Source organism: Streptomyces geranii, from assembly GCF_002954775.1.
In the GTDB taxonomy this organism is placed as follows: domain Bacteria; phylum Actinomycetota; class Actinomycetes; order Streptomycetales; family Streptomycetaceae; genus Streptomyces; species Streptomyces geranii.
The window spans coordinates 1-17,333 of record NZ_PJME01000010.1 but is presented as its reverse complement, the minus strand read 5'-3'; the positions used below and the strand labels follow the sequence as shown (position 1 = coordinate 17,333).

Annotated in this window: 18 protein-coding genes; 13 read left to right on the top strand and 5 right to left on the bottom strand. The window is 70.7% G+C overall.

Annotated elements, in window-relative coordinates; genetic code table 11:
* Positions 1-136: 136 nt before the first annotated feature.
* Both CW359_RS16315 and CW359_RS16310 read left to right on the top strand, forming a co-directional pair.
* Positions 137-655 (top strand): MarR family winged helix-turn-helix transcriptional regulator, encoded by a 519-nt coding sequence (locus tag CW359_RS16315; RefSeq protein WP_232838422.1) that lies wholly within the window; start codon positions 137-139, stop codon positions 653-655.
* Between the two features lie 96 nt (positions 656-751).
* Positions 752-2,071, top strand: a complete 1,320-nt coding sequence (locus CW359_RS16310) for a beta-ketoacyl-[acyl-carrier-protein] synthase family protein (RefSeq protein ID WP_105970666.1) — start codon at positions 752-754, stop codon at positions 2,069-2,071.
* 139 nt (positions 2,072-2,210) lie between these two features.
* On the opposite strand, the gene ku is transcribed toward CW359_RS16310, so the two are convergent.
* Positions 2,211-3,104, bottom strand: a complete 894-nt coding sequence (gene ku / locus CW359_RS16305; protein WP_105970665.1) for a non-homologous end joining protein Ku — start codon at positions 3,102-3,104, stop codon at positions 2,211-2,213.
* A gap of 43 nt (positions 3,105-3,147) precedes the next feature.
* On the opposite strand from ku, the gene ligD reads away from it, so the two are divergent.
* Positions 3,148-4,020 carry a non-homologous end-joining DNA ligase gene (ligD, locus tag CW359_RS16300; RefSeq protein WP_105970664.1) on the top strand — a complete coding sequence of 291 codons (873 nt, stop codon included), beginning with the start codon at positions 3,148-3,150 and terminating at the stop codon, positions 4,018-4,020.
* A 61-nt stretch (positions 4,021-4,081) separates the two neighbouring features.
* Here the strand turns inward: ligD and CW359_RS16295 are convergent, their stop codons facing one another.
* From CW359_RS16295 to CW359_RS16285, 3 genes are all read right to left on the bottom strand, one after another.
* Positions 4,082-4,777 carry a hypothetical protein gene (locus CW359_RS16295; RefSeq protein WP_232838421.1) on the bottom strand — a complete coding sequence of 232 codons (696 nt, stop codon included), beginning with the start codon at positions 4,775-4,777 and terminating at the stop codon, positions 4,082-4,084.
* Positions 4,774-5,979: a hypothetical protein gene (locus CW359_RS16290; RefSeq protein WP_105970662.1), complete on the bottom strand. Its 1,206-nt coding sequence runs from the start codon at positions 5,977-5,979 to the stop codon at positions 4,774-4,776. Before CW359_RS16290 ends, CW359_RS16295 begins: the two co-directional genes overlap by 4 nt.
* A gap of 327 nt (positions 5,980-6,306) precedes the next feature.
* A complete protein-coding gene (locus tag CW359_RS16285; protein WP_105970661.1) occupies positions 6,307-7,035 on the bottom strand; it encodes an SDR family NAD(P)-dependent oxidoreductase in 729 nt (242 codons plus the stop codon).
* 65 nt (positions 7,036-7,100) lie between these two features.
* On the opposite strand from CW359_RS16285, the gene CW359_RS16280 reads away from it, so the two are divergent.
* Positions 7,101-7,631, top strand: a complete 531-nt coding sequence (locus tag CW359_RS16280) for a MarR family winged helix-turn-helix transcriptional regulator (RefSeq protein WP_232838420.1) — start codon at positions 7,101-7,103, stop codon at positions 7,629-7,631.
* Positions 7,632-7,810: 179 nt separating this feature from the next.
* The gene (locus CW359_RS16275; protein ID WP_105970659.1) at positions 7,811-8,317 is read left to right on the top strand and encodes a GtrA domain-containing protein; all 507 of its coding nucleotides are present in this window, start codon (positions 7,811-7,813) and stop codon (positions 8,315-8,317) included.
* Between the two features lie 51 nt (positions 8,318-8,368).
* Here CW359_RS16275 and CW359_RS16270 read toward each other — a convergent pair whose 3' ends face one another.
* Complete coding sequence (locus tag CW359_RS16270; protein ID WP_105970658.1) at positions 8,369-9,172, bottom strand: nuclease-related domain-containing protein; 804 nt, start codon at positions 9,170-9,172, stop codon at positions 8,369-8,371.
* Between the two features lie 123 nt (positions 9,173-9,295).
* On the opposite strand from CW359_RS16270, the gene CW359_RS16265 reads away from it, so the two are divergent.
* From CW359_RS16265 to CW359_RS16230, 8 genes are all read left to right on the top strand, one after another.
* On the top strand, positions 9,296-9,802 hold the full coding sequence (locus CW359_RS16265; protein WP_105970826.1) for a protein-tyrosine phosphatase family protein: 507 nt from the start codon (positions 9,296-9,298) through the stop codon (positions 9,800-9,802).
* A 116-nt stretch (positions 9,803-9,918) separates the two neighbouring features.
* Entirely contained in the window at positions 9,919-10,662 is a 744-nt protein-coding gene (locus tag CW359_RS16260; protein WP_105970657.1) for a hypothetical protein, read from the top strand.
* On the top strand, positions 10,659-11,945 hold the full coding sequence (locus tag CW359_RS16255) for a sensor histidine kinase (protein WP_105970656.1): 1,287 nt from the start codon (positions 10,659-10,661) through the stop codon (positions 11,943-11,945). The genes CW359_RS16260 and CW359_RS16255 overlap by 4 nt, the downstream gene beginning before the upstream one ends.
* A gap of 68 nt (positions 11,946-12,013) precedes the next feature.
* Positions 12,014-12,586 carry an SH3 domain-containing protein gene (locus CW359_RS16250; RefSeq protein ID WP_105970655.1) on the top strand — a complete coding sequence of 191 codons (573 nt, stop codon included), beginning with the start codon at positions 12,014-12,016 and terminating at the stop codon, positions 12,584-12,586.
* A 58-nt stretch (positions 12,587-12,644) separates the two neighbouring features.
* Complete coding sequence (locus CW359_RS16245) at positions 12,645-14,060, top strand: FtsW/RodA/SpoVE family cell cycle protein (RefSeq protein ID WP_232838419.1); 1,416 nt, start codon at positions 12,645-12,647, stop codon at positions 14,058-14,060.
* A gap of 92 nt (positions 14,061-14,152) precedes the next feature.
* Positions 14,153-15,610 carry a penicillin-binding transpeptidase domain-containing protein gene (locus CW359_RS16240; protein ID WP_105970824.1) on the top strand — a complete coding sequence of 486 codons (1,458 nt, stop codon included), beginning with the start codon at positions 14,153-14,155 and terminating at the stop codon, positions 15,608-15,610.
* A gap of 44 nt (positions 15,611-15,654) precedes the next feature.
* Entirely contained in the window at positions 15,655-16,194 is a 540-nt protein-coding gene (locus tag CW359_RS16235; protein ID WP_105970823.1) for a DUF3291 domain-containing protein, read from the top strand.
* Between the two features lie 46 nt (positions 16,195-16,240).
* Entirely contained in the window at positions 16,241-17,170 is a 930-nt protein-coding gene (locus tag CW359_RS16230) for an AurF N-oxygenase family protein (protein ID WP_105970654.1), read from the top strand.
* Positions 17,171-17,333 lie beyond the last annotated feature (163 nt).

The following is a 17,333-nucleotide window of genomic DNA, read 5'->3' as shown; positions in this document are numbered from 1 at the left end:
CCTCTCGGAGTCTCGAATGATGTGCATCATGCACGAGATGTGCATCCTACATATCTCTCGTGAACGCATTAACTTGGGACCGGGCCCGCCACGGGGAGGACCCGTTCAGGAGCCGAAGGCCGAAGGAAGCAGCCGCATGGAGAAACCCGTTGACCTGGTCGAGTTCGAGACGATGCTCCTCGGTCGGTACATGCATCTGCTCTCACCGAAGGCGCGGGGGGCCGTGGGACGGCTCGACCGCAGCGCCTACATCCTGCTCAGCCGCATCCAGGCGGAGGGGCCGATGTCCATCGGCCAGCTCAGCACCGCGTTCGGCCTGGACACATCGACGCTCAACCGGCAGACCGCCGCGATGCTCCGGGCCGGAATCGTCGAGCGCATCCCCGACCCCGAGGGCGGCATAGCGCGCAAGTTCGCGATGACGGAGGAGGGCGAGCGCCGGCTGGCCGCCGACCGCGCGGAGAACCGCGAGGGCCTGGCCAAGGTACTGGCCGACTGGACGGCCGAGGAGGTCGCGGAGTTCGCGGCCCAACTCAGCCGCCTCAACCGGGATGTGGAGCGACTGGACGGCCGGCCGTGGCCGCGCGAACGATCGACGCCGTGTGCAGACAGTGAAGGGACATTCAGTGAAGGCACGTTCACGATTGAATCGTGAACAATCCGGGGCGTTTTCGGTATGAAGTGCCCCTGGCATGGGCAGAGTTGAGGTGCGCCGACCGTCCCGCGCCGCACTCCGGGAGGCAGCTCCACCATGTGCCCCGAGCCGCAGATCCCGTACCCCAGGCCTGACTTCACCCGCCGCGCGTACGCCCGCAGGGTCGTCGTCACCGGCCTCGGCGCCGTCACCCCGCTGGGCGTCGGAGTCCCCGACCTCTGGCAGGGCCTGCTCCAAGGGCGGTGCGGGATAAGGGAGTTGACCGGCGAGGAGTTCGCCGGACTGCCGGTCCGCTCGGCGGGCACGGTGCCCGTGGACCCGGCCGGACTGCTCCCCCGCGCCCAGGCCCGCCGGATGAACCGGGCCGCGCAGTTCGGCGTACTGGCCGCGCGGGAGGCCTGGCGGGACGCGGGCCTCGACGACTCGGGCACGGCGGCGAGCGGCCTGGCCCCGGATCGCGTAGGGGTATCGGTCGGCGCGATCCTGGGCGACGCGTCGGTCCTGGTCGGCGGTGACCGCAGACTGCGCGAGCGGGGCCCGCGCGCGGTCTCGCCGCTCACCACGCCCATGACGGTGCCGTCGCAGGCGGCGTCCCAGATCTCGCTGGCCCTGCGCATCACGGGCGAGGCCCGCACGGTGACCAGCGCGTGCGCGTCCGGTACGGAGGCCATCGGCCAGGCGATCGACCGCATACGGTACGGCCATGTCGACGTCGCCATCGCGGGCGGCGCGGAGGCGGTGGTCACCCCGGCGATCATGGCGTCGTTCGCCGCGATGCGCGCCCTGTCGACGCGTCCCGCCGGGGAGTTGCCGTCCCGCCCCTTCGCCAGGGACCGGGACGGTTTCGTGAACGGCGAGGGTGCGGGTTTCCTGCTCCTGGAGTCCGAGGAGCACGCCCGTGCGCGTGGCGCCCGCGTCTACTGCGAGGCAGCGGGGTGGGGCCTGTCGGCCGACGCCCACCACATGGCGGCGCCCGACCCGTCCGGCACGGGGGTCGCCCTGGCGCTCCGCCGCGCGCTCCACGACGCGGGCGGGACCCCGGCCGACGTCGTCCACGTCAACGCCCACGCGACGGCGACGATCGACGGCGACCTGGCGGAGGCGAACGCGCTCCGGGCGGTACTGGGCGCGACACCGGCCCCGGTCACGGCCCTGAAGGGCCACCTCGGCCACCTCCAGGGCGCGGCGGGCGGGGTGGAGGCGGTGGCCACGGCGCTGACGCTGCACCACGGGACGATTCCGCCGACGATCGGGGGTGGGGCGGGGGAGCAGGACGAGGGGGTCGATCTGGACGTGGTGTGGGGTGGGCCGCGCGCGTTGCCCGGGTACGGGGATCTGGCGCTCAGCAACTCGTTCGGGTTCGGGGGGCACAATGCGGTCTTGGCTCTGCGGCGGACTGGGGATTCCGACGGTTAGTCGCTCCGTCGGTTGGTCGCTCCGTCGGTTGGTCGCTCCGTCGGTTAGGTGGTTCGTCGGCTGCGGGCCGGTGGGGGCTGGTCGCGCCCCGCGGCGGAGCCGCAAATAGATACAGCCCCGCGCCCCTGTCGGGGCGCTGTCATGCAGGGCGTTTGCGGGTGGTCGTCTTCTTGGTGGCGGCCTTCTTGGCCGGGGCCTTCTTGGCGGTGGTCTTCTTCGCCGGTGTACGACGCCCCCGCAGGGGTTGGGACTGCTCGCCCCGGGACTCTTTGGCCTCCCTGACGCTCTTCTCCAGGGCTGCCATCAGGTCGAGCACCTTGCCGCTGCCTGCCGGTGCCGGAGCGTGCGCGGCTTCCTCGCCGGAGGCCTTCGCGGCGATGAGTTCCTCCACGGCCTCGCGGTAGTCGTCGTGGAGGTCGGCGAGGTCGACCTCGCCGAGGGTGGCCATGAGGGCGTCGGCGAGATCGAGTTCCTGGTCCCGTACGGTGACGCCCGTGTCCGGCGCGACACCGTCGGTGGCCCTGATCTCGTCGGGCCAGAGCAGCCCGTGCATGGCGATGACGTCGTCGACGACCCGCAGCATGCCGAGCCGTTCCCGCCCCCGGAGCGCGTACTTGGCGATGGCGACCTTCTGGCTGCGCTTCAGCGCCTCGCGCAGCAGAGTGTAGGGCTTGGCGGCGGGCACGCCGTTGGCGGAGAGGTAGTAGGCGGTGTCCATCTGCAGCGGATCAATACGATCCCCTGGCACGAAGGCGACGATCTCGATGGTCTTGGCGGTGGGCAGCGGCAGACCGGCCAGATCCTCGTCGGTGATCGGGATCATCGCCCCGTCGGCACCCTCGTACGCCTTGCCGATCTCGTCGCCGCCGACCTCACGGTCCTCCAGCTCGCAGAACTTGCGGTACCGGATGCGCCCGCCGTCCTCGACGTGGACCTGCCGGAAGGAGATCGCGTGGCTCTCGGTGGCGTTGACGAGCTTGATCGGGATGCTGACCAGCCCGAAGGAGATGGCACCGTTCCATATGGATCGCACGAGAAACCCTCCTCTTGTCCCATTTTCATGGGATTCTCATCGTATGACGCCGATCACGGAGGTGGCGGGGCGAAGGGTGGCCCTGTCCAACCTGGAGAAGGTGATCCACCCGGCGACCGGCTTCACCAAGGGCGAGTTGCTCCACTACTACGCGACCACGGCGGACGCGCTCCTCCCCCACCTCCACGACCGCCCGCTGTCCTTCCTGCGCTATCCGGACGGCCCCGACGGCCAGACCTTCTTCGCCAAGAACGTGCCGCCGGGTACGCCCGACTGGGTGGCGACGGCGGAGGTCCCGCGCTCGGAGGGCCCGGCGCGCATGATCCTGGTCCAGGACCTGCCCTCGCTGATGTGGGCGGCGAACCTGGTGACGGAGTTCCACACCCCGCAGTGGCTGATCGACGCCCCCGGCGAGGCCGACCGCCTGATCCTGGACCTGGACCCGGGCGCCCCCGCGACGATCGTCGAGTGCTGCGAGGTGGCCCTCTGGCTACGGGAGCGGCTGGCGGCGGACGGGATGGAGTCGTACGCGAAGACGTCGGGCTCGAAGGGCCTGCACGTACTGGCGCCACTACCGGCCCGAACCCCTTCGTCGGAGGTGACGGCCTACGCGAAGACCCTGGCGACGGAGGCGGAACGCGCCCTCCCCCACCTGGTCGTCCACCGCATGACCCGCAGCCTGCGCCCGGGAAAGGTCTTCGTCGACTACAGCCAGAACGCGGCCCGAAAGACGACGGCGACGCCGTACACCCTCAGGGCACGCACCGAGCCGACGGTGTCGACACCGGTGACGTGGGAGGAGGTGGCGGAGTGCACGACCGCGACCGAACTGACGTTCAGGGTGGAGGACATCGCGGCCCGGCTTCGGTCGTACGGGGACCTGCTGGCACCGCTGCTACCGACGCAGCCACCTTGAGCCAGCGCTCAATGTCTTCAGTTCTGCGTCTTCAGTTCTGCGTCTTCAGTTCTGTGTGTCTTCAGCTCTGTTTTCCCTCGCACACGACGGTTCCGTCCAGCGTGCGAGGCACTCGCGAGCCGCAGGCGACCATCTTCCAGTCGAGGCGCAGCGTGTACGGGTCTCCGTTCACGTGGTAATCGATCCACGCGGTGTCGATGTAGCCGCCCTGCCTGCCCACGTCCAGGACGAACAGGAGCTCGGTGAAGCCCGCTCCCTCCTTGTGCTGGTCGGCGCAGCTCTGCGTGATGCGGCTGCCCGCCCGGGCGTCCTGGTAGTCGCCGGGCGCCTTGCGCTGCTCAAAGCGCGGCGGTGCCCCCAGGGCGGCGCCGATCTGGCCGGCGTCGACGGTCGCCCGCCACATCTTGGGGGTCACGGTGCGCAGCTTCAGGGAGACCGACCGCGGCTTGACCGGCGTTCGGTAGCGGATGCCGTCGATGGTGATGGGGTCCCCGCTGGTCGAGCAGAGCAGATAGCTGCCGAAGGTCACCGCCCACGGAATGTTCTTCGGCGCGTAGACAGAGGTGGTGCCGGTGTCGGTGTGGGACTGGAGCGGGCCGTCCCCGCTGACGTGCTCCACGCGCTTGTCGCCGAACGGCCAACCGGTCAGCAGAGCCACAGTCACCACCACGGCCGTCACCGCCACGGACAGGATCAGTACGGCCTTTCTCCTGCCTGCGCCGCCCCCACTGCCCTCGCGAGGAAGCCCCCTGGTCACAGTTCCTCTTGGATGCGGTTGTAGTACTGCTGAACCTTGGAGGCGTACGCCGGTTTGTCCGTGTTGCCGCACAGCGAGTCATGTCCGGCGTCCATCTTGTAGCTGAGCGTGGAGCCCTTGGTGTAGACCCGCGAGGTGCTCAGGTCGATGCCGATCACCGACTCGAACTTGACGCCGCCGGAGTTCGAGTACGCCTTGCCGGTGCTTTTCGTCCAGGTGCCGGCGGGCATGTCGAAGGTGCACTTCGCACGGGAGAGCCAGTACGGCGCGTTGGCGTTCACGTGGATCGTTCTGACGCCGCCGGTCTCCGAGACGGCCTTCACCTTGCGGTTGATGATCACGCCGCCGCAGTCGTACTTGTACTTGTAGTAGCGAGCCTCGGCCCGGTACGCGATGTTCGGGTTGGTGTCCGGATCCCACTGGAAGTCGAAGCCCTTGGTGTTGGCGACCGAGGCGCTGCCGGACGCGGACCACTTCGTGCCGTTCGTGGTGACCGCCGCACCGTAGGTGACCTCGGAGCCGTTGCTGTGGGTCATCCAGGCCGTACCGCGCTTCGTGCCGTAGCCCGGGGCGGCCGGGAAGCCCTCGCCTATGGTGGCCCAGGCGTCGTTCTGGCCGATCTTCGTGGTCGTGCAGGTGTCCGCGCGGGACGTGAAGGCGGCCTTCGCTCCCTTCGGTGCCTTGCCCAGGTGCACCTTGACCTTGGGTGGCGTCCGGCTCGCGGCGGAGCGTGCGGTCGAGCTCCGGCCAGCGGCGAGCGGGTCGGCCCAACTCCGGGCCGAGGCTGACCGGGTGGCCGCCGCGGTGCCGACGAGCCGTACGGACTGCGTCGTCCACGCGTAGCTGTCGCTCTGCGCGTCGTAGATCTCCAGCTCCAGCGAGACCAGGCCGTTCGAGCCGACGTAGCCGTCCGGTACGTCGGCCGGAGCGACCGCGACGCTGAACGAGTTGCCCGTGGTGGTTATCCCCGCCGTGGGCAGCTTCAGCATCGGGACCTTCGCGCCGTCGGCGAGATCGGCTGTCCGCGTGGCGGGCAGGTCCGCGCGCAGCGTGAACCTGGCCCGGTCCAGCGGTATCGCCGTGTCGACCTGTCCGGTGAACGCCACCGGATCCCCGGCGGCGGCCTGTGAAGCGGGCACGTTGACGAGCCCGGCGACGGTGCAGACACCCGCCGCGAGCACGGCGGCTTTCTTTGCGATCATGAGGTTCCCCCTGTGTGCGCTTCTTGGCCACCCCGGACAGCTCCCGACAGCCCCGAGTGATCCCGGGTGATCCCGGGTGATCCGAAAGCCGCGGTTGACGGGGTGGCTCGGGCTGGTCAGGCCCTCGTAGCGGGATCAAATCACGCGACCGCACGGGCAATCGGATCACATGATTCCGCTCATGATGGGGAGTTGCCCCAACTAGGCCCGTTCATCAGCTATCTGACGATCACGCCTTGGGGATGCCCCGAATCCTGACAGCCATCCTTTACTCAGCCATGACTGATTTGCGACTGCACCCATCACAGACGGAGACCGAGCCGAGACCTAACGCGTCGTGAAGGCACCCCCGTTGACATGGATGGTCTGGCCGGTGATGTGGCGGGCTCCCGGGGAGGCGAGGAAGTACGCCGTCCGGGCGATGTCGTCGACCGTGCCCGGGCGCTTGTTGTGGGTCTCCTCCACCAGCGCGCGGTGCCGTTCCTCGGACAGGTTGCCCCGGAAGAAGTCCGTGCCGGTGACGAAGCCCGCGGAGATCACGTTGCAGGTGACTCCCTTGGGAGCGAGTTCGGCGGACAGCGAGGCGTTCCAGGCCGCCAGGGCCGCCTTGGCCGCGCCGTAGGAGCCGCCTCGGCGTTCGGCGCCGATCGAGCCGATGTTGATGACGCAGCCGTCACCGGTGAGCCTGCTCTGGACCGCGACGGTGGTCAGTACCGCGGTGAGCAGGTTCTGGGCCAGGCTGCTTTGCCACTGGGCCAGTTGGGCCGCAAGCGTCGACGGGTCACCGGACGCGGGCTCGGGCAGTCCTCCGGCAGCGTTGACCAGGACGTCCAGGTCGCCGAGCCGGGCGGCAAGCGCCTCGACCTGCTCGACCGAGGTGGCGTCGCACACCACACCGCGCACACCACCGCGCATCCCGATCTCCTTGGCCACCCGCTCGACGGCCTCGGGGTTCCGGCCGGTGATGAGGACCTCTTCCCCATCAGCGGCGAACCTCTCGGCAATGGCGCGGCCGATACCGCTGGTGCCACCGGTGACGAGCACGGTACGGGTCACAAGTCCTCCTGCGTTCCTACTATGTTTAGGCCTAAACGTAGCCGACGACGACAGGGATTCACACCGTGCCCGCTCCCACCCCCGACCCCGCCCCTTCCGCGACCGACATCGCCACCGCCTGGCAACGGGAACGGCCAGGAACCCCGACCGAGTCGATCGAGATCGTCACCCCCATCTGGCGGCTCGCGAAGCTCTTCACCGACGACCGCAACCGGGCCCTTCGCGAGGCCGGGATCGACGCGGCCACCCTCGATCTGCTGGCCGTCATCCGCCGCTCGGGCCCGCCCTACACGCTCAGCACACGCGAGATCGCCCGGCGCACCCTGGTCACCGCCGGTGCGATCTCCCAGCGGGTCGCCCGCGCCGAACGGAACGGCCTCGTCCGGCGGACACCCGGGAGCGTCGGCCGCCGGACCGTGCTGGTGGCACTGACCCCCGAGGGCCACGCCCTCATCGAGCGATCCGTCGACACCGTCCTGGGCCGCGAGGCGGCACTCGTCAGCGGCCTGTCGGAAGACGAACGCCCGGCCCTCATCGCCCTCCTGGACAAACTGATGACCGACGTCCGACTCCGCACCGCCCGCGAGGAGAGCTGATCACCGGCACTTGCCCCACGTAAGACTCTTACGGCGCCATCAATGGCACCACTCGCGCCATAAAAGCCTGGCGAATGGCGTCATGCATGTGCCACTATGGCGCCATCGGTAGCGCACCCCCTCCGTCCAGCCGGCCGAGGGGTGTGCGTTCGACGAGGTGAGCCTCAGGGGGTCGGACCATGGAGACAGCACACAGTCGACAACAGGCAGCGCCCAGCGCCGTCACCGCCTTCGCGCGCTTCGTGTTCTGTGGCGGCGGGGTGGGACTCGTCTCCAGCTTCGCCGTCGTGGGCCTCGGCTCGTGGATTCCCTGGGTCCTGGCCAACGCCCTGGTCACCGTGGCCTCCACACTCCTCGCCACCGAGCTGCACGCCCGTTTCACCTTCGGCGCGGGCGGGCGCGCGACCCGGCGTCAGCATGTGCAGTCGGCCGGGTCGGCGGCAGCCGCGTACGCGGTGACCTGCGGGGCGATGCTCGTGTTGCAGCAACTGGTGGCGGCGCCCGGTGCCGTGCTCGAACAGGTCGTCTACCTGTCCGCCTCCGCACTCGCCGGCATCGCACGGTTCGCGGTACTGCGCCTCGTCGTCTTCGCACAGCACCGCTCGCAGTCCGCGACCACCGTCCGCACCGCCCGTCCCGCGCACACGCCCGTGGCCGATCCCGCGAAGCTCTGCCCCGCCGCCTGAACGTTCCGCCCGGCGCCGAAAGCCACCCGGCGGCCCGAAGCCCGAGTACCCCTACACGCGCCCCCAAGTACCCCGATCCCGAGCCACCGCGTGCAGCGCCTCCACGTCCGCCGGTTTCAGCACGCCCCCGAGCCGCGCCAGCCCCGACAGGTCCGCGTCCAGCAGGACCCTGACCTCGCGCAGCAGCACCGTCACCGTCAGGTCGGCCGGGCCCGCCAGGGCCAGCACCGGGTGGACCTCGGCCGTCAGCGCGTACGAGGCGCGGTCGGCGTCCGAGCGGACCCGGCGCAGCAGGGGGCGGGGGTCCTTGCGCCCCAGGGACACCATCGGGTCGGCCACGTGGACCCGCTGCTTGCGGGCGTACAGGGTGTGGACCGCGAACAGGCCGCCGGGGCCGATCACCAGGTGGTGGATGCGGTCGCCGCCGGGCAGCGGGAGCGAGTGCAGGGTGTGCCAGCCCGCGCCCTCCAGCGCCTCCAGGGCCTCGCCCACCGCCTGTTCGGCCGCCAGCGCCCGCCTGCGGGGGTCGGGGCGGAGCCGGTGCGGGGGGCCCGGATCGCGGTCCAGGGCGACCTGGAGGGCCTCGCCGGGACGGTTCGGGGCCAGGTCGTCGTCGGGGTGGAGGGAGAGCCGGGCCAGCTCCGCCGGGGTCGGCACCGGGGGCGGACCCACCGTCACCGGGCCGGTCAGGAACGGGGTCAGCGCTTCCAGTACGTCGCCTCTGAAATCCTCGCTCAGCAGGTTGACCCGGGACGACTCACGGTCGTACCAGGCGATGTTCCGTCCGTCCGTCATGCACACGTACAGCCGCTCATGACCCTGACGCCAGGCCGGCACGACGCGCAGTCCGCTCATCCGCCATCACCCCATTCCCCGCATGACCATGGGAACAGGCGGGGTGCTGCCGGGGCAAGAAGCCGGTTACCTTTGGGAGGAGTTGGGTGGCGGAGTTCGGCCCGAGTGGGGGAGGCGGCGCAGTTGCGGACCCGCAGGAAACAGCCCGACGTACCGGCTCCGGGGGAGCCGTGGAGCGAGATCGTGCCCGGCCTGTGGATGGGTGGGCACGAGTTCACGAGACGGCCGGGAGAGCTTGAGTTCGCCGTCGTGCGCGATGAGTTCGACCTGGTCATCACCCTGCTGAGACGGCCCGGGCACGGCCCCGACCCCGGTGTCGAGCACCATGTCTGGCCCGTCCCGGACGGGCCGCTCGACGGGACCCAGCTCGCCGGGGTGATCCGCCTCGCGGAGGCCGTGTGCACCGCGCTGGAGGACGGGCGCAAGGTCCTCGTCCGCTGCTACAGCGGCTACAACCGCTCGGGTCTCGTCGTCGCCCACGCCCTCGTCCGCGACGGACACACCACCGACGAGGCCATCCGCCTCATACGGGCCCGCCGCTCCCCCTGGGCCCTGCACAACGAACTCTTCGTGGAGTATCTGCGGACCGGTCTGTCCACGGCCCGGCTGCTGGAGGAGCTGGCGGAATAGACCTACTCGGCAGAGTCGGCGGAATGAGCGGAGCAGGTGGAGCAACCCGTTCCGTGCGGGTGGCATCCCTCTGAATAAAGTGGTGTACGTCCGTCCCGGCCCGACGCAGGAGTGCAGTGAACCCCAGCCGCACCTCCCGCGTCGCACTTCTCGCCCTCGCCCTCGCCGCCCTCACCTCCGCCTGCGGCGACGCCGGTGAGCTGCGCGGCGCCGGGCCCACCGCGACCGCCGTGAGCCCCGCCCGGCTCTGGCCCGATCTGCCCGCCGCCTCCAGCCCCGCCTGGGACTACGGCGAGGCCGAGACCGAGACCGTCAAGGGCGTCACCGCCCCCGGCGACGACATCCACCAGGTCGACCCGGTGGCCGTCGTACGGGCGGAGATCGCCGCGCATCCGGACATGTACACGGGGGCCAACGCCCCGTACTCCGGTACGGCCGACGGGATGGCGGCCTGCGGGCGCACCCGTGACACCGGCTCCTGTCCCGTCCTCAAGGCCTACTACCGCGACCTCACCGGCGACGGCCGCGACGACATGGCCCTCGGCTTCCGGCTGCTGCCGGGCAACGGCACGGCCGTGCGCGTGTACACCTTCCAGCGGCACAAGCTGGTGCAGATCATGGCGAACGACGACGCCGTGACCGCCGTCGAGCTGGCCGGGCGGGCCGTGATCATCCGGTCGCCCTCGCAGATCCCGGGGTACGAGTACCGCACCCAGTGGACCTGGGACGCCGACCAGAAGGCGATGCTGCTGACCCGGGACGAGTTCCTGCGCACCGGCGGCCCCCAGCGCACCCACCCGCCCCTCGCCTCCGCCTCCGGCTCCGCCTCGCCGTCGGCCGCTTCCGCGAGCGCCCGATGAGGGTCGGGCTGCCCGCCTGGGCAGGCACCCTCGCCGCCAAGGCCGCCCTCTTCATCACCGGGATGTGCTGCGCCCTCGCCGCGCTGCTCGGCATCCTCGTACACGTGTCGGTGACCCATCAGACCGTCGACCAGGCCCGCGACCGCGCCCTGTCCCGGCTGGTGGAGGCGACGGCGGCGTACGAGGCGGGGGACGCGCTGCGGCCCCACACCGGGATCGACCCCGAGGGGCTGCCCGCGTCGCTACGGGCGCTCGCGGCGGCCGGGGAGCGCGGCACGATGGTCACCGACCACGACGGCGTGCCGACGATGTGGGCGGCCGGTCCCGCCGCCGACGGGCACGCGCTCGCCGTGGCGCTCGACTACTCGCAGAGCGCCCGCACGATCGAGGGCCTCGACCGGGCCATCCTCTGGTCGTCCGGCGCCGCCATCGGCACGACGCTGCTGGTCGGCGCCTTCGCCGTGACCCGGGTGACCCGCAGACTGCACGCCACCGCCCAGGTGGCCCGCCGGATCAGCGCAGGCGACCTGGACGCCCGGGTCGGCGACGCCCGTACGCAGGACCCGAACCGTCCGCCGGACGAGGTCGCCGCCGTCGCCGCCGCCCTCGACACGATGGCCGCCTCGCTGCAGCGCAAGCTGCTCAGCGAGCAGCGCTTCACCGCGGACGTGGCCCACGAGTTGCGCACCCCGCTCACCGGGCTGCACGCGGCGGCCGAACTGCTGCCGCCGGGGCGGCCGACCGAGCTGGTCCGCGACCGGGTCGCCGCGCTGCGCACGCTCACCGAGGACCTGCTGGAGATCTCCCGCCTGGACACGGGCCGGGAGCGGCTGGAGGCCGGCACCGAGCGACTCGGGGCGCTCGCCGAGCGGGTCGTCCGGGCCTCGGGTGCCGCCGGGGCCGACACGGAGATCGTCGTCGCCCGGGACAGCCGCGTCGACACCGACCGACGCCGCCTCGAACGGGTGCTCGGCAACCTGGTGGCCAACGCCCACCGGCACGGCCGTACGCCGGTGACGCTGACCGTGGACGGTCCGGTGGTGACCGTACGGGACCACGGTGACGGCTATCCGGAGTACCTGGTGGAGCACGGGCCGCAGCGGTTCCGTACGGAGGGCGGGGCGACCGGACACGGGCTGGGGCTGACGATCGCGTTGGGCCAGGCGGAGGTACTGGGCGCGCGGCTGGACCTCGCCAATGTGCCGGAGGCGGACGGCGGCGGCGCGCTGGCCACGCTCACGCTGGCCGAATCACGGGGGCCCGCCACCAACGGCCCAGCGTGACGGGCGCCTTACACGAGCCGCTCCTAGCGTGGCGGGTAGTCAGCTCTGCCCCCGGCAAAGGAGCCAACATGACATCGCGGACCACCCTCACCCGCCTCGGCATATCGGCCGCGGCCACCGCGCTCTCCGTCTGCGCAGTCACCCCGGCACTCGCGAGCCCCGCCGACGACGACTGGGGCACCAGCTGGAACCAGCAGCAACAGCAGGCCCAGCAGCAGAACCCGCAGCAGCAGAGCAACCAGAACCAGAACCCCACTCCGAACCCGAACCAGAGCAGCGGCACCGGCAGCTGGAACCAGGGGAACAGCAACCAGCAGGGCGGCAACCAGCAGACCGGCAGCCAGCAGAGCGGTGGCGGCGACTGGGGCCAGCACAACAACGGCAACTCCAGCACCAGCAGCTCCGGGCCCTACCAGGGGGTCGTCACCGCCAACGGCGGACTGCGGCTGCGCAGCGCGCCCAACCGGGGCAGCGCGATCATCCGGGTCGTCCCGCAGGGCGCGATCGTCAACATCTTCTGCAAGACCGGCGGCGAGAACGTCGACGGCAACTCCCTCTGGTACCTCCTCACGGACGGCACCTGGGCCTGGGGCGCCGCGCGCTACATCGACAACATCGGTCCCGCGCCGCGCGTGTGCTGACCGGGCGCACATAGACCGCATCACACAACATTCTGTGAACTTTGGGTAAGTTCCGGACATGACGAAGCCCGGATCCACCGTGGCGACGGAGTACGAGGAATCCCCGAAGCCCTGGCTCTCGGAGCCGGCCGATCCCTCCGCTCCCGCCCCGCGCGTCCCCCGGCGCCGTGGCATCGAGCTGGCGCTCATCGTCGTAGCCGTACTCCTCTCGGTGTACGGCTACTGCGACGTCGGCCTCGCGCGGACCGGCACCGTCCCGCCCGGCGCGGCCGGTTACGGCGCCGGGCTCGGCGTCCTCGCGCTCCTCGCCCATCTCGCGGTCCGCCGGCGCGCGCCCTGCGCCGACCCGCTGCTGCTCCCGATCGGCGTGCTGCTCAACGGCCTCGGCCTGGTCCTGATCTACCGGCTGGACCTGGAGACGCCGGGACACCGGGCGGCGCCGACCCAACTCGTCTGGTCCACGGTCGGAATGGCCCTGTTCATCGCGGTCGTGGTCCTGCTCCGCGACCACCGCGTCCTCCAGCGCTACGCGTACGTGTCCGTGGCCGCCGCCCTGGTCCTGCTCACCCTCCCGATCTTCTTCCCGTCCGTGAACGGGGCCCGCATCTGGATCCGGATCGCCGGATTCTCCATCCAGCCGGGCGAGTTCGCGAAGGTACTGCTGGCGGTCTTCTTCGCCGCCTACCTGGCCGCCAACCGCGGCGCCCTCGCCTACACGGGCCGCCGCATCTGGCGCTTCAGCCGCCTCCAGCTCCCCACCGGTCGGGTCCTCGGCCCGATCGTCGCGATCTGGCTGATCAGCGTCGGCGTCCTGGTCCTGGAACGCGACCTGGGCACCTCGCTCCTCTTCTTCGGCCTCTTCGTGGTCATGCTGTACGTCGCCACCGGCCGCACCGGCTGGATCGCGGTCGGCCTGCTGCTGGCCGGGCTCGGCGCCTTCGCCGTCGGCACGCTCGAACCGCACGTGCACAGCCGGGTCGAGGACTGGCTGCACCCCTTCGCGACGATCGAGGCGGGCCAGGGCCCCAACCAGCTCTCCCAGTCGCTGTTCGCCTTCGCGGCGGGCGGCTTCCTCGGCACCGGCCTGGGCCTCGGCCACTCGATCCTGATCGGCTTCGCGGCCAAGTCGGACTTCATCCTGGCGACGGCCGGCGAGGAACTGGGCCTGGCCGGACTGTCGGCGATCGTCATCCTCTACGCCCTGCTGGTGGAGCGCGGCTACCGGGCCGGCCTCTCCCTCCGCGACCCCTTCGGCCGCCTGCTCGCGGTCGGCCTCGCCTCGATCGTGGCGCTCCAGGTGTTCGTCATCGCGGGCGGGGTGTCGGGCCTGATCCCGCTGACCGGCATGGCGATGCCGTTCCTGGCGCAGGGCGGCTCGTCGGTGGTGACCAACTGGATCATCGTGGCGCTGCTGATCCGGATCAGCGACTCGGCGAGGCGGGGGTACGAGGGCGAGGGGCGCCCCACGCCATGAAGAGAACCGCCATGAAGAGAACCGCGATGAAGAGAACCGCCGCGAACAGCCGCGCCGTGCGGAGAACCGTCAAGCAGAGAACCGCGCGCCCGATGACGCGCTGCATCAGGCACGCGGCCGTCTTCTGCGCCCTGTTGCTGCTCGCCCTGCTCGTCAACATCACCCGCGTCCAGGTGGTCCAGGCGGAGCGCTACGCCGACAACCCGGCCAACCGCCGCCAGGTGATCGCCCGTTACGGCCAGCCGCGCGGCGCCATCCTGGTCGGCGACCGTCCGGTGACCGGGTCCACCGACACCGGGGGGCGGCTCCGCTACGAACGCACGTACCGGGACGGCCCGTTGTACGCCCCGATCACCGGCTTCGCCTCCCAGGTGTACGGCACGACGTTCCTGGAGCACACGGAGGACGGCATCCTCTCGGGCACGGATTCGCTCCTCTCCCCGCTCCCCCTGTGGAACGACGTGACGCGGGCCCAGAACCCCGGCGGCAAGGTGGTGACGACCATCGACGCGCGGGCCCAACAGGCGGCCTACGACGGCCTGGACGGCCGCAAGGGAGCGGTGGCGGCGGTGGAACCGTCCACGGGCCGTATCCTCGCCCTGGTCTCGACCCCGTCCTACGACCCCACCTCCCTCTCCGGCAACGGCCGCTCGGTGGAACGGAGTTGGCGACGCCTGAACGCCGACCCGGACAAGCCGATGCTCAACAGGGCGGTACGGCAGACCTATCCCCCGGGTTCGACCTTCAAGGTGGTGACTGCGGCGGCGGCTCTGGACGCGGGCGTCGTCACCGACCTGGACGAACGGACCCACTCCCCCGACCCGTACCGCCTCCCCGGTACGTCGACGAGGCTCACCAACGAGGGCGAGGGCTGCGCGGACGTCTCGATGCGGGAGGCGTTCACCTGGTCGTGCAACACGGTCTTCGCCAAGCTGGGCGTGGACGTGGGCGTGACCGACCTGGCGGCGACGGCGAGCGGCTTCGGCTTCAACGACCCGGGACTGCGCATCCCGTTCTCGGTCGCGCCGAGCACCTTCGACACGGCCGTGGACAAGGCGCAGTTGGCGCTGTCGTCGATCGGGCAGTACAACACGCGGGCGACGCCGCTGCAGATGGCGATGGTCGCGGCGGCGGTGGCGAACGGCGGCCAGGTGCCGTCCCCGTACCTGGTCGAACGCACAACGACCGCACGCGGCACGACAGTTGCGACCTCGAGCGTACGCCGCCAGCACCGGGCGATGCATCCGGCGACGGCGGTACGGATGCGGGAGCTGATGCGGGACGTGGTGGAACGCGGCACCGGCAGGAACGGAGCGATCCCGGGCGCGGTGGTCGGCGGCAAGACGGGCACCGCCCAGCACGGCATCGGCAACGCGGGGGTTCCGTACGCCTGGTTCGTGTCCTGGGCGCAGGGCGAACGGGACGTCCAGCCGTCGGTGGCGGTCGCGGTGGTGGTCGAGGACGCGTCGGCGGACCGGACGGACATCAGCGGGGGCGGGGTGGCTGCGCCGATCGCCCGGGGGGTGATGGAGGCGGTGCTCGGAGAGTGAGACGGGGGGTGCCGTCGGACGGGCGCCCGACCTACCGTTCGGTCATGACATCAACCGGAGCCGCGTACGAACTCGCCCAGGTCAACATCGGTCTCCTCAAAGCCCCTTTGGATTCACCTCAGTTGAAGCCGTTCGCCGACGGTCTCGACCCGGTCAACGCCGTCGCCGACGCCTCGGACGGTTTCGTCTGGCGGCTGGAGGGCGAGGCGGGCGACGCGACCGACATCCGGATGTTCGACGACGAGTGGATCCTGGTGAACATGTCGGTGTGGCGGGACACCGACGCCCTCACGGCGTTCATGTACCAGGGGCAGCACCGGGAGTTGCTGGCCCGCCGCCGGGAGTTCTTCGAGCGGCTGGAGGAGGCGGTCACCGCGCTGTGGTGGGTACCGGCGGGACACCGGCCGACGGTGGAGGAGGCGGAGACCCGCCTCCTGCATCTGCGCGCACACGGACCGACCGAGTACGCGTTCACCCTGCGCACGTCGTTCCCACCGGGCCCGGCGAACCCGCTACCGGAGGCGGAGTCGGAGTCGGAGTCGGAGTCGGTCAGCCGATCGGCAAAAGAAGCTACGCGCAAGTAGCGCCCAGGGGATTGACCCGCTTGCTGACAAGCGGTCTCATAAGAGCGTGACGACAGTGACGGAAGGCGAGATACTCCGCGACGCGCTGGGCGTGCTCAAGGACCGGGAACAAGTGGCCGAACGGCTCCTCGAAGCGTCCGCCAGGCACTCCTTCGACCCCGACAAGGAGCTGGACTGGGACGCCCCCTTCGAGGACGGCAAGTGGTTCTGGCCGCCCGAGCTGGTCTCCCTGTACGGCACCCCGATGTGGCAGCGGATGAGCGAGGAGCAGCGCATCCTGCTCTCCCGGCACGAGGCGGCGGCGCTCGCCTCGCTCGGGATCTGGTTCGAGATCATCCTGATGCAGCTCCTCGTACGCCATATCTACGACAAGGCGGCGACGAGCGCGCACGTCCGCTACGCCCTGACGGAGATCGAGGACGAGTGCCGGCACTCGAAGATGTTCGCCCGGCTGATCAGCCGGGGCGGCACCCCGTACTACCCGGTCAGCCGCGTCCACCAGAACCTGGGCCGCTTCTTCAAGACGGTGTCCACGACCCCCGGTTCGTTCACGGCGACGCTGCTCGGGGAGGAGGTCCTCGACTGGATGCAGCGGCTGACGTTCCCGGACGAGCGGGTGCAGCCGCTGATCAGGGGGGTGACGCGGATCCATGTGGTGGAGGAGGCGCGGCACGTGCGGTACGCCCGTGAGGAACTCCGGCGCCAGATGGTGACGGCTCCCAGGCTGTCCCAGAGCTTCACCCGGGTGACGTCGGGCGAGTTCGCGCGCGTCTTCTCGGTCGCCTTCGTCAACCCGGACGTGTACGCGAACGTGGGGCTGGACAAGGCGGAGGCGGTGGCGCAGGTGCGGGCGAGCGGGCATCGGCGGGAGGTCATGCAGAGCGGCGCGAAGAAGCTGACGGACTTCCTGGACGACATAGGTGTGCTGCAGGGTGTCGGGCGACGGCTGTGGAGGGCGTCGGGGTTGCTGGCCTGAGTTCGAAGTGCGGGTGCGTCGTGGCTGGTCGCGCAGTTCCTCGCGCCCCTAGAGGCAAAGACCCGGGCCTGCGCCCCTGAAAAGCAAGGGGCGCAGCCCTTGCTTTTCAGGGGCGCGGGGAACTGCGCGACAAGCCCCCACCGGCCCGCAGCCGAACGACTCG

Excerpts from the sequence above, each read along its gene's own strand:
- CW359_RS16315 (WP_232838422.1), top strand. The coding sequence starts at position 137 with ATGGAGAAACCCGTTGACCTGGTCGAGTTCGAGACGATGCTCCTCGGT.
- CW359_RS16310 (WP_105970666.1), top strand. The coding sequence starts at position 752 with ATGTGCCCCGAGCCGCAGATCCCGTACCCCAGGCCTGACTTCACCCGC.
- CW359_RS16245 (WP_232838419.1), top strand. The coding sequence starts at position 12,645 with ATGACGAAGCCCGGATCCACCGTGGCGACGGAGTACGAGGAATCCCCG.
- CW359_RS16255 (WP_105970656.1), top strand. The coding sequence starts at position 10,659 with ATGAGGGTCGGGCTGCCCGCCTGGGCAGGCACCCTCGCCGCCAAGGCC.
- CW359_RS16240 (WP_105970824.1), top strand. The coding sequence starts at position 14,153 with ATGACGCGCTGCATCAGGCACGCGGCCGTCTTCTGCGCCCTGTTGCTG.
- CW359_RS16275 (WP_105970659.1), top strand. The coding sequence starts at position 7,811 with ATGGAGACAGCACACAGTCGACAACAGGCAGCGCCCAGCGCCGTCACC.
- CW359_RS16235 (WP_105970823.1), top strand. The coding sequence starts at position 15,655 with ATGACATCAACCGGAGCCGCGTACGAACTCGCCCAGGTCAACATCGGT.
- CW359_RS16270 (WP_105970658.1), bottom strand. The coding sequence starts at position 9,172 with ATGAGCGGACTGCGCGTCGTGCCGGCCTGGCGTCAGGGTCATGAGCGG.
- CW359_RS16290 (WP_105970662.1), bottom strand. The coding sequence starts at position 5,979 with ATGATCGCAAAGAAAGCCGCCGTGCTCGCGGCGGGTGTCTGCACCGTC.
- ligD (WP_105970664.1), top strand. The coding sequence starts at position 3,148 with ATGACGCCGATCACGGAGGTGGCGGGGCGAAGGGTGGCCCTGTCCAAC.
- CW359_RS16250 (WP_105970655.1), top strand. The coding sequence starts at position 12,014 with ATGACATCGCGGACCACCCTCACCCGCCTCGGCATATCGGCCGCGGCC.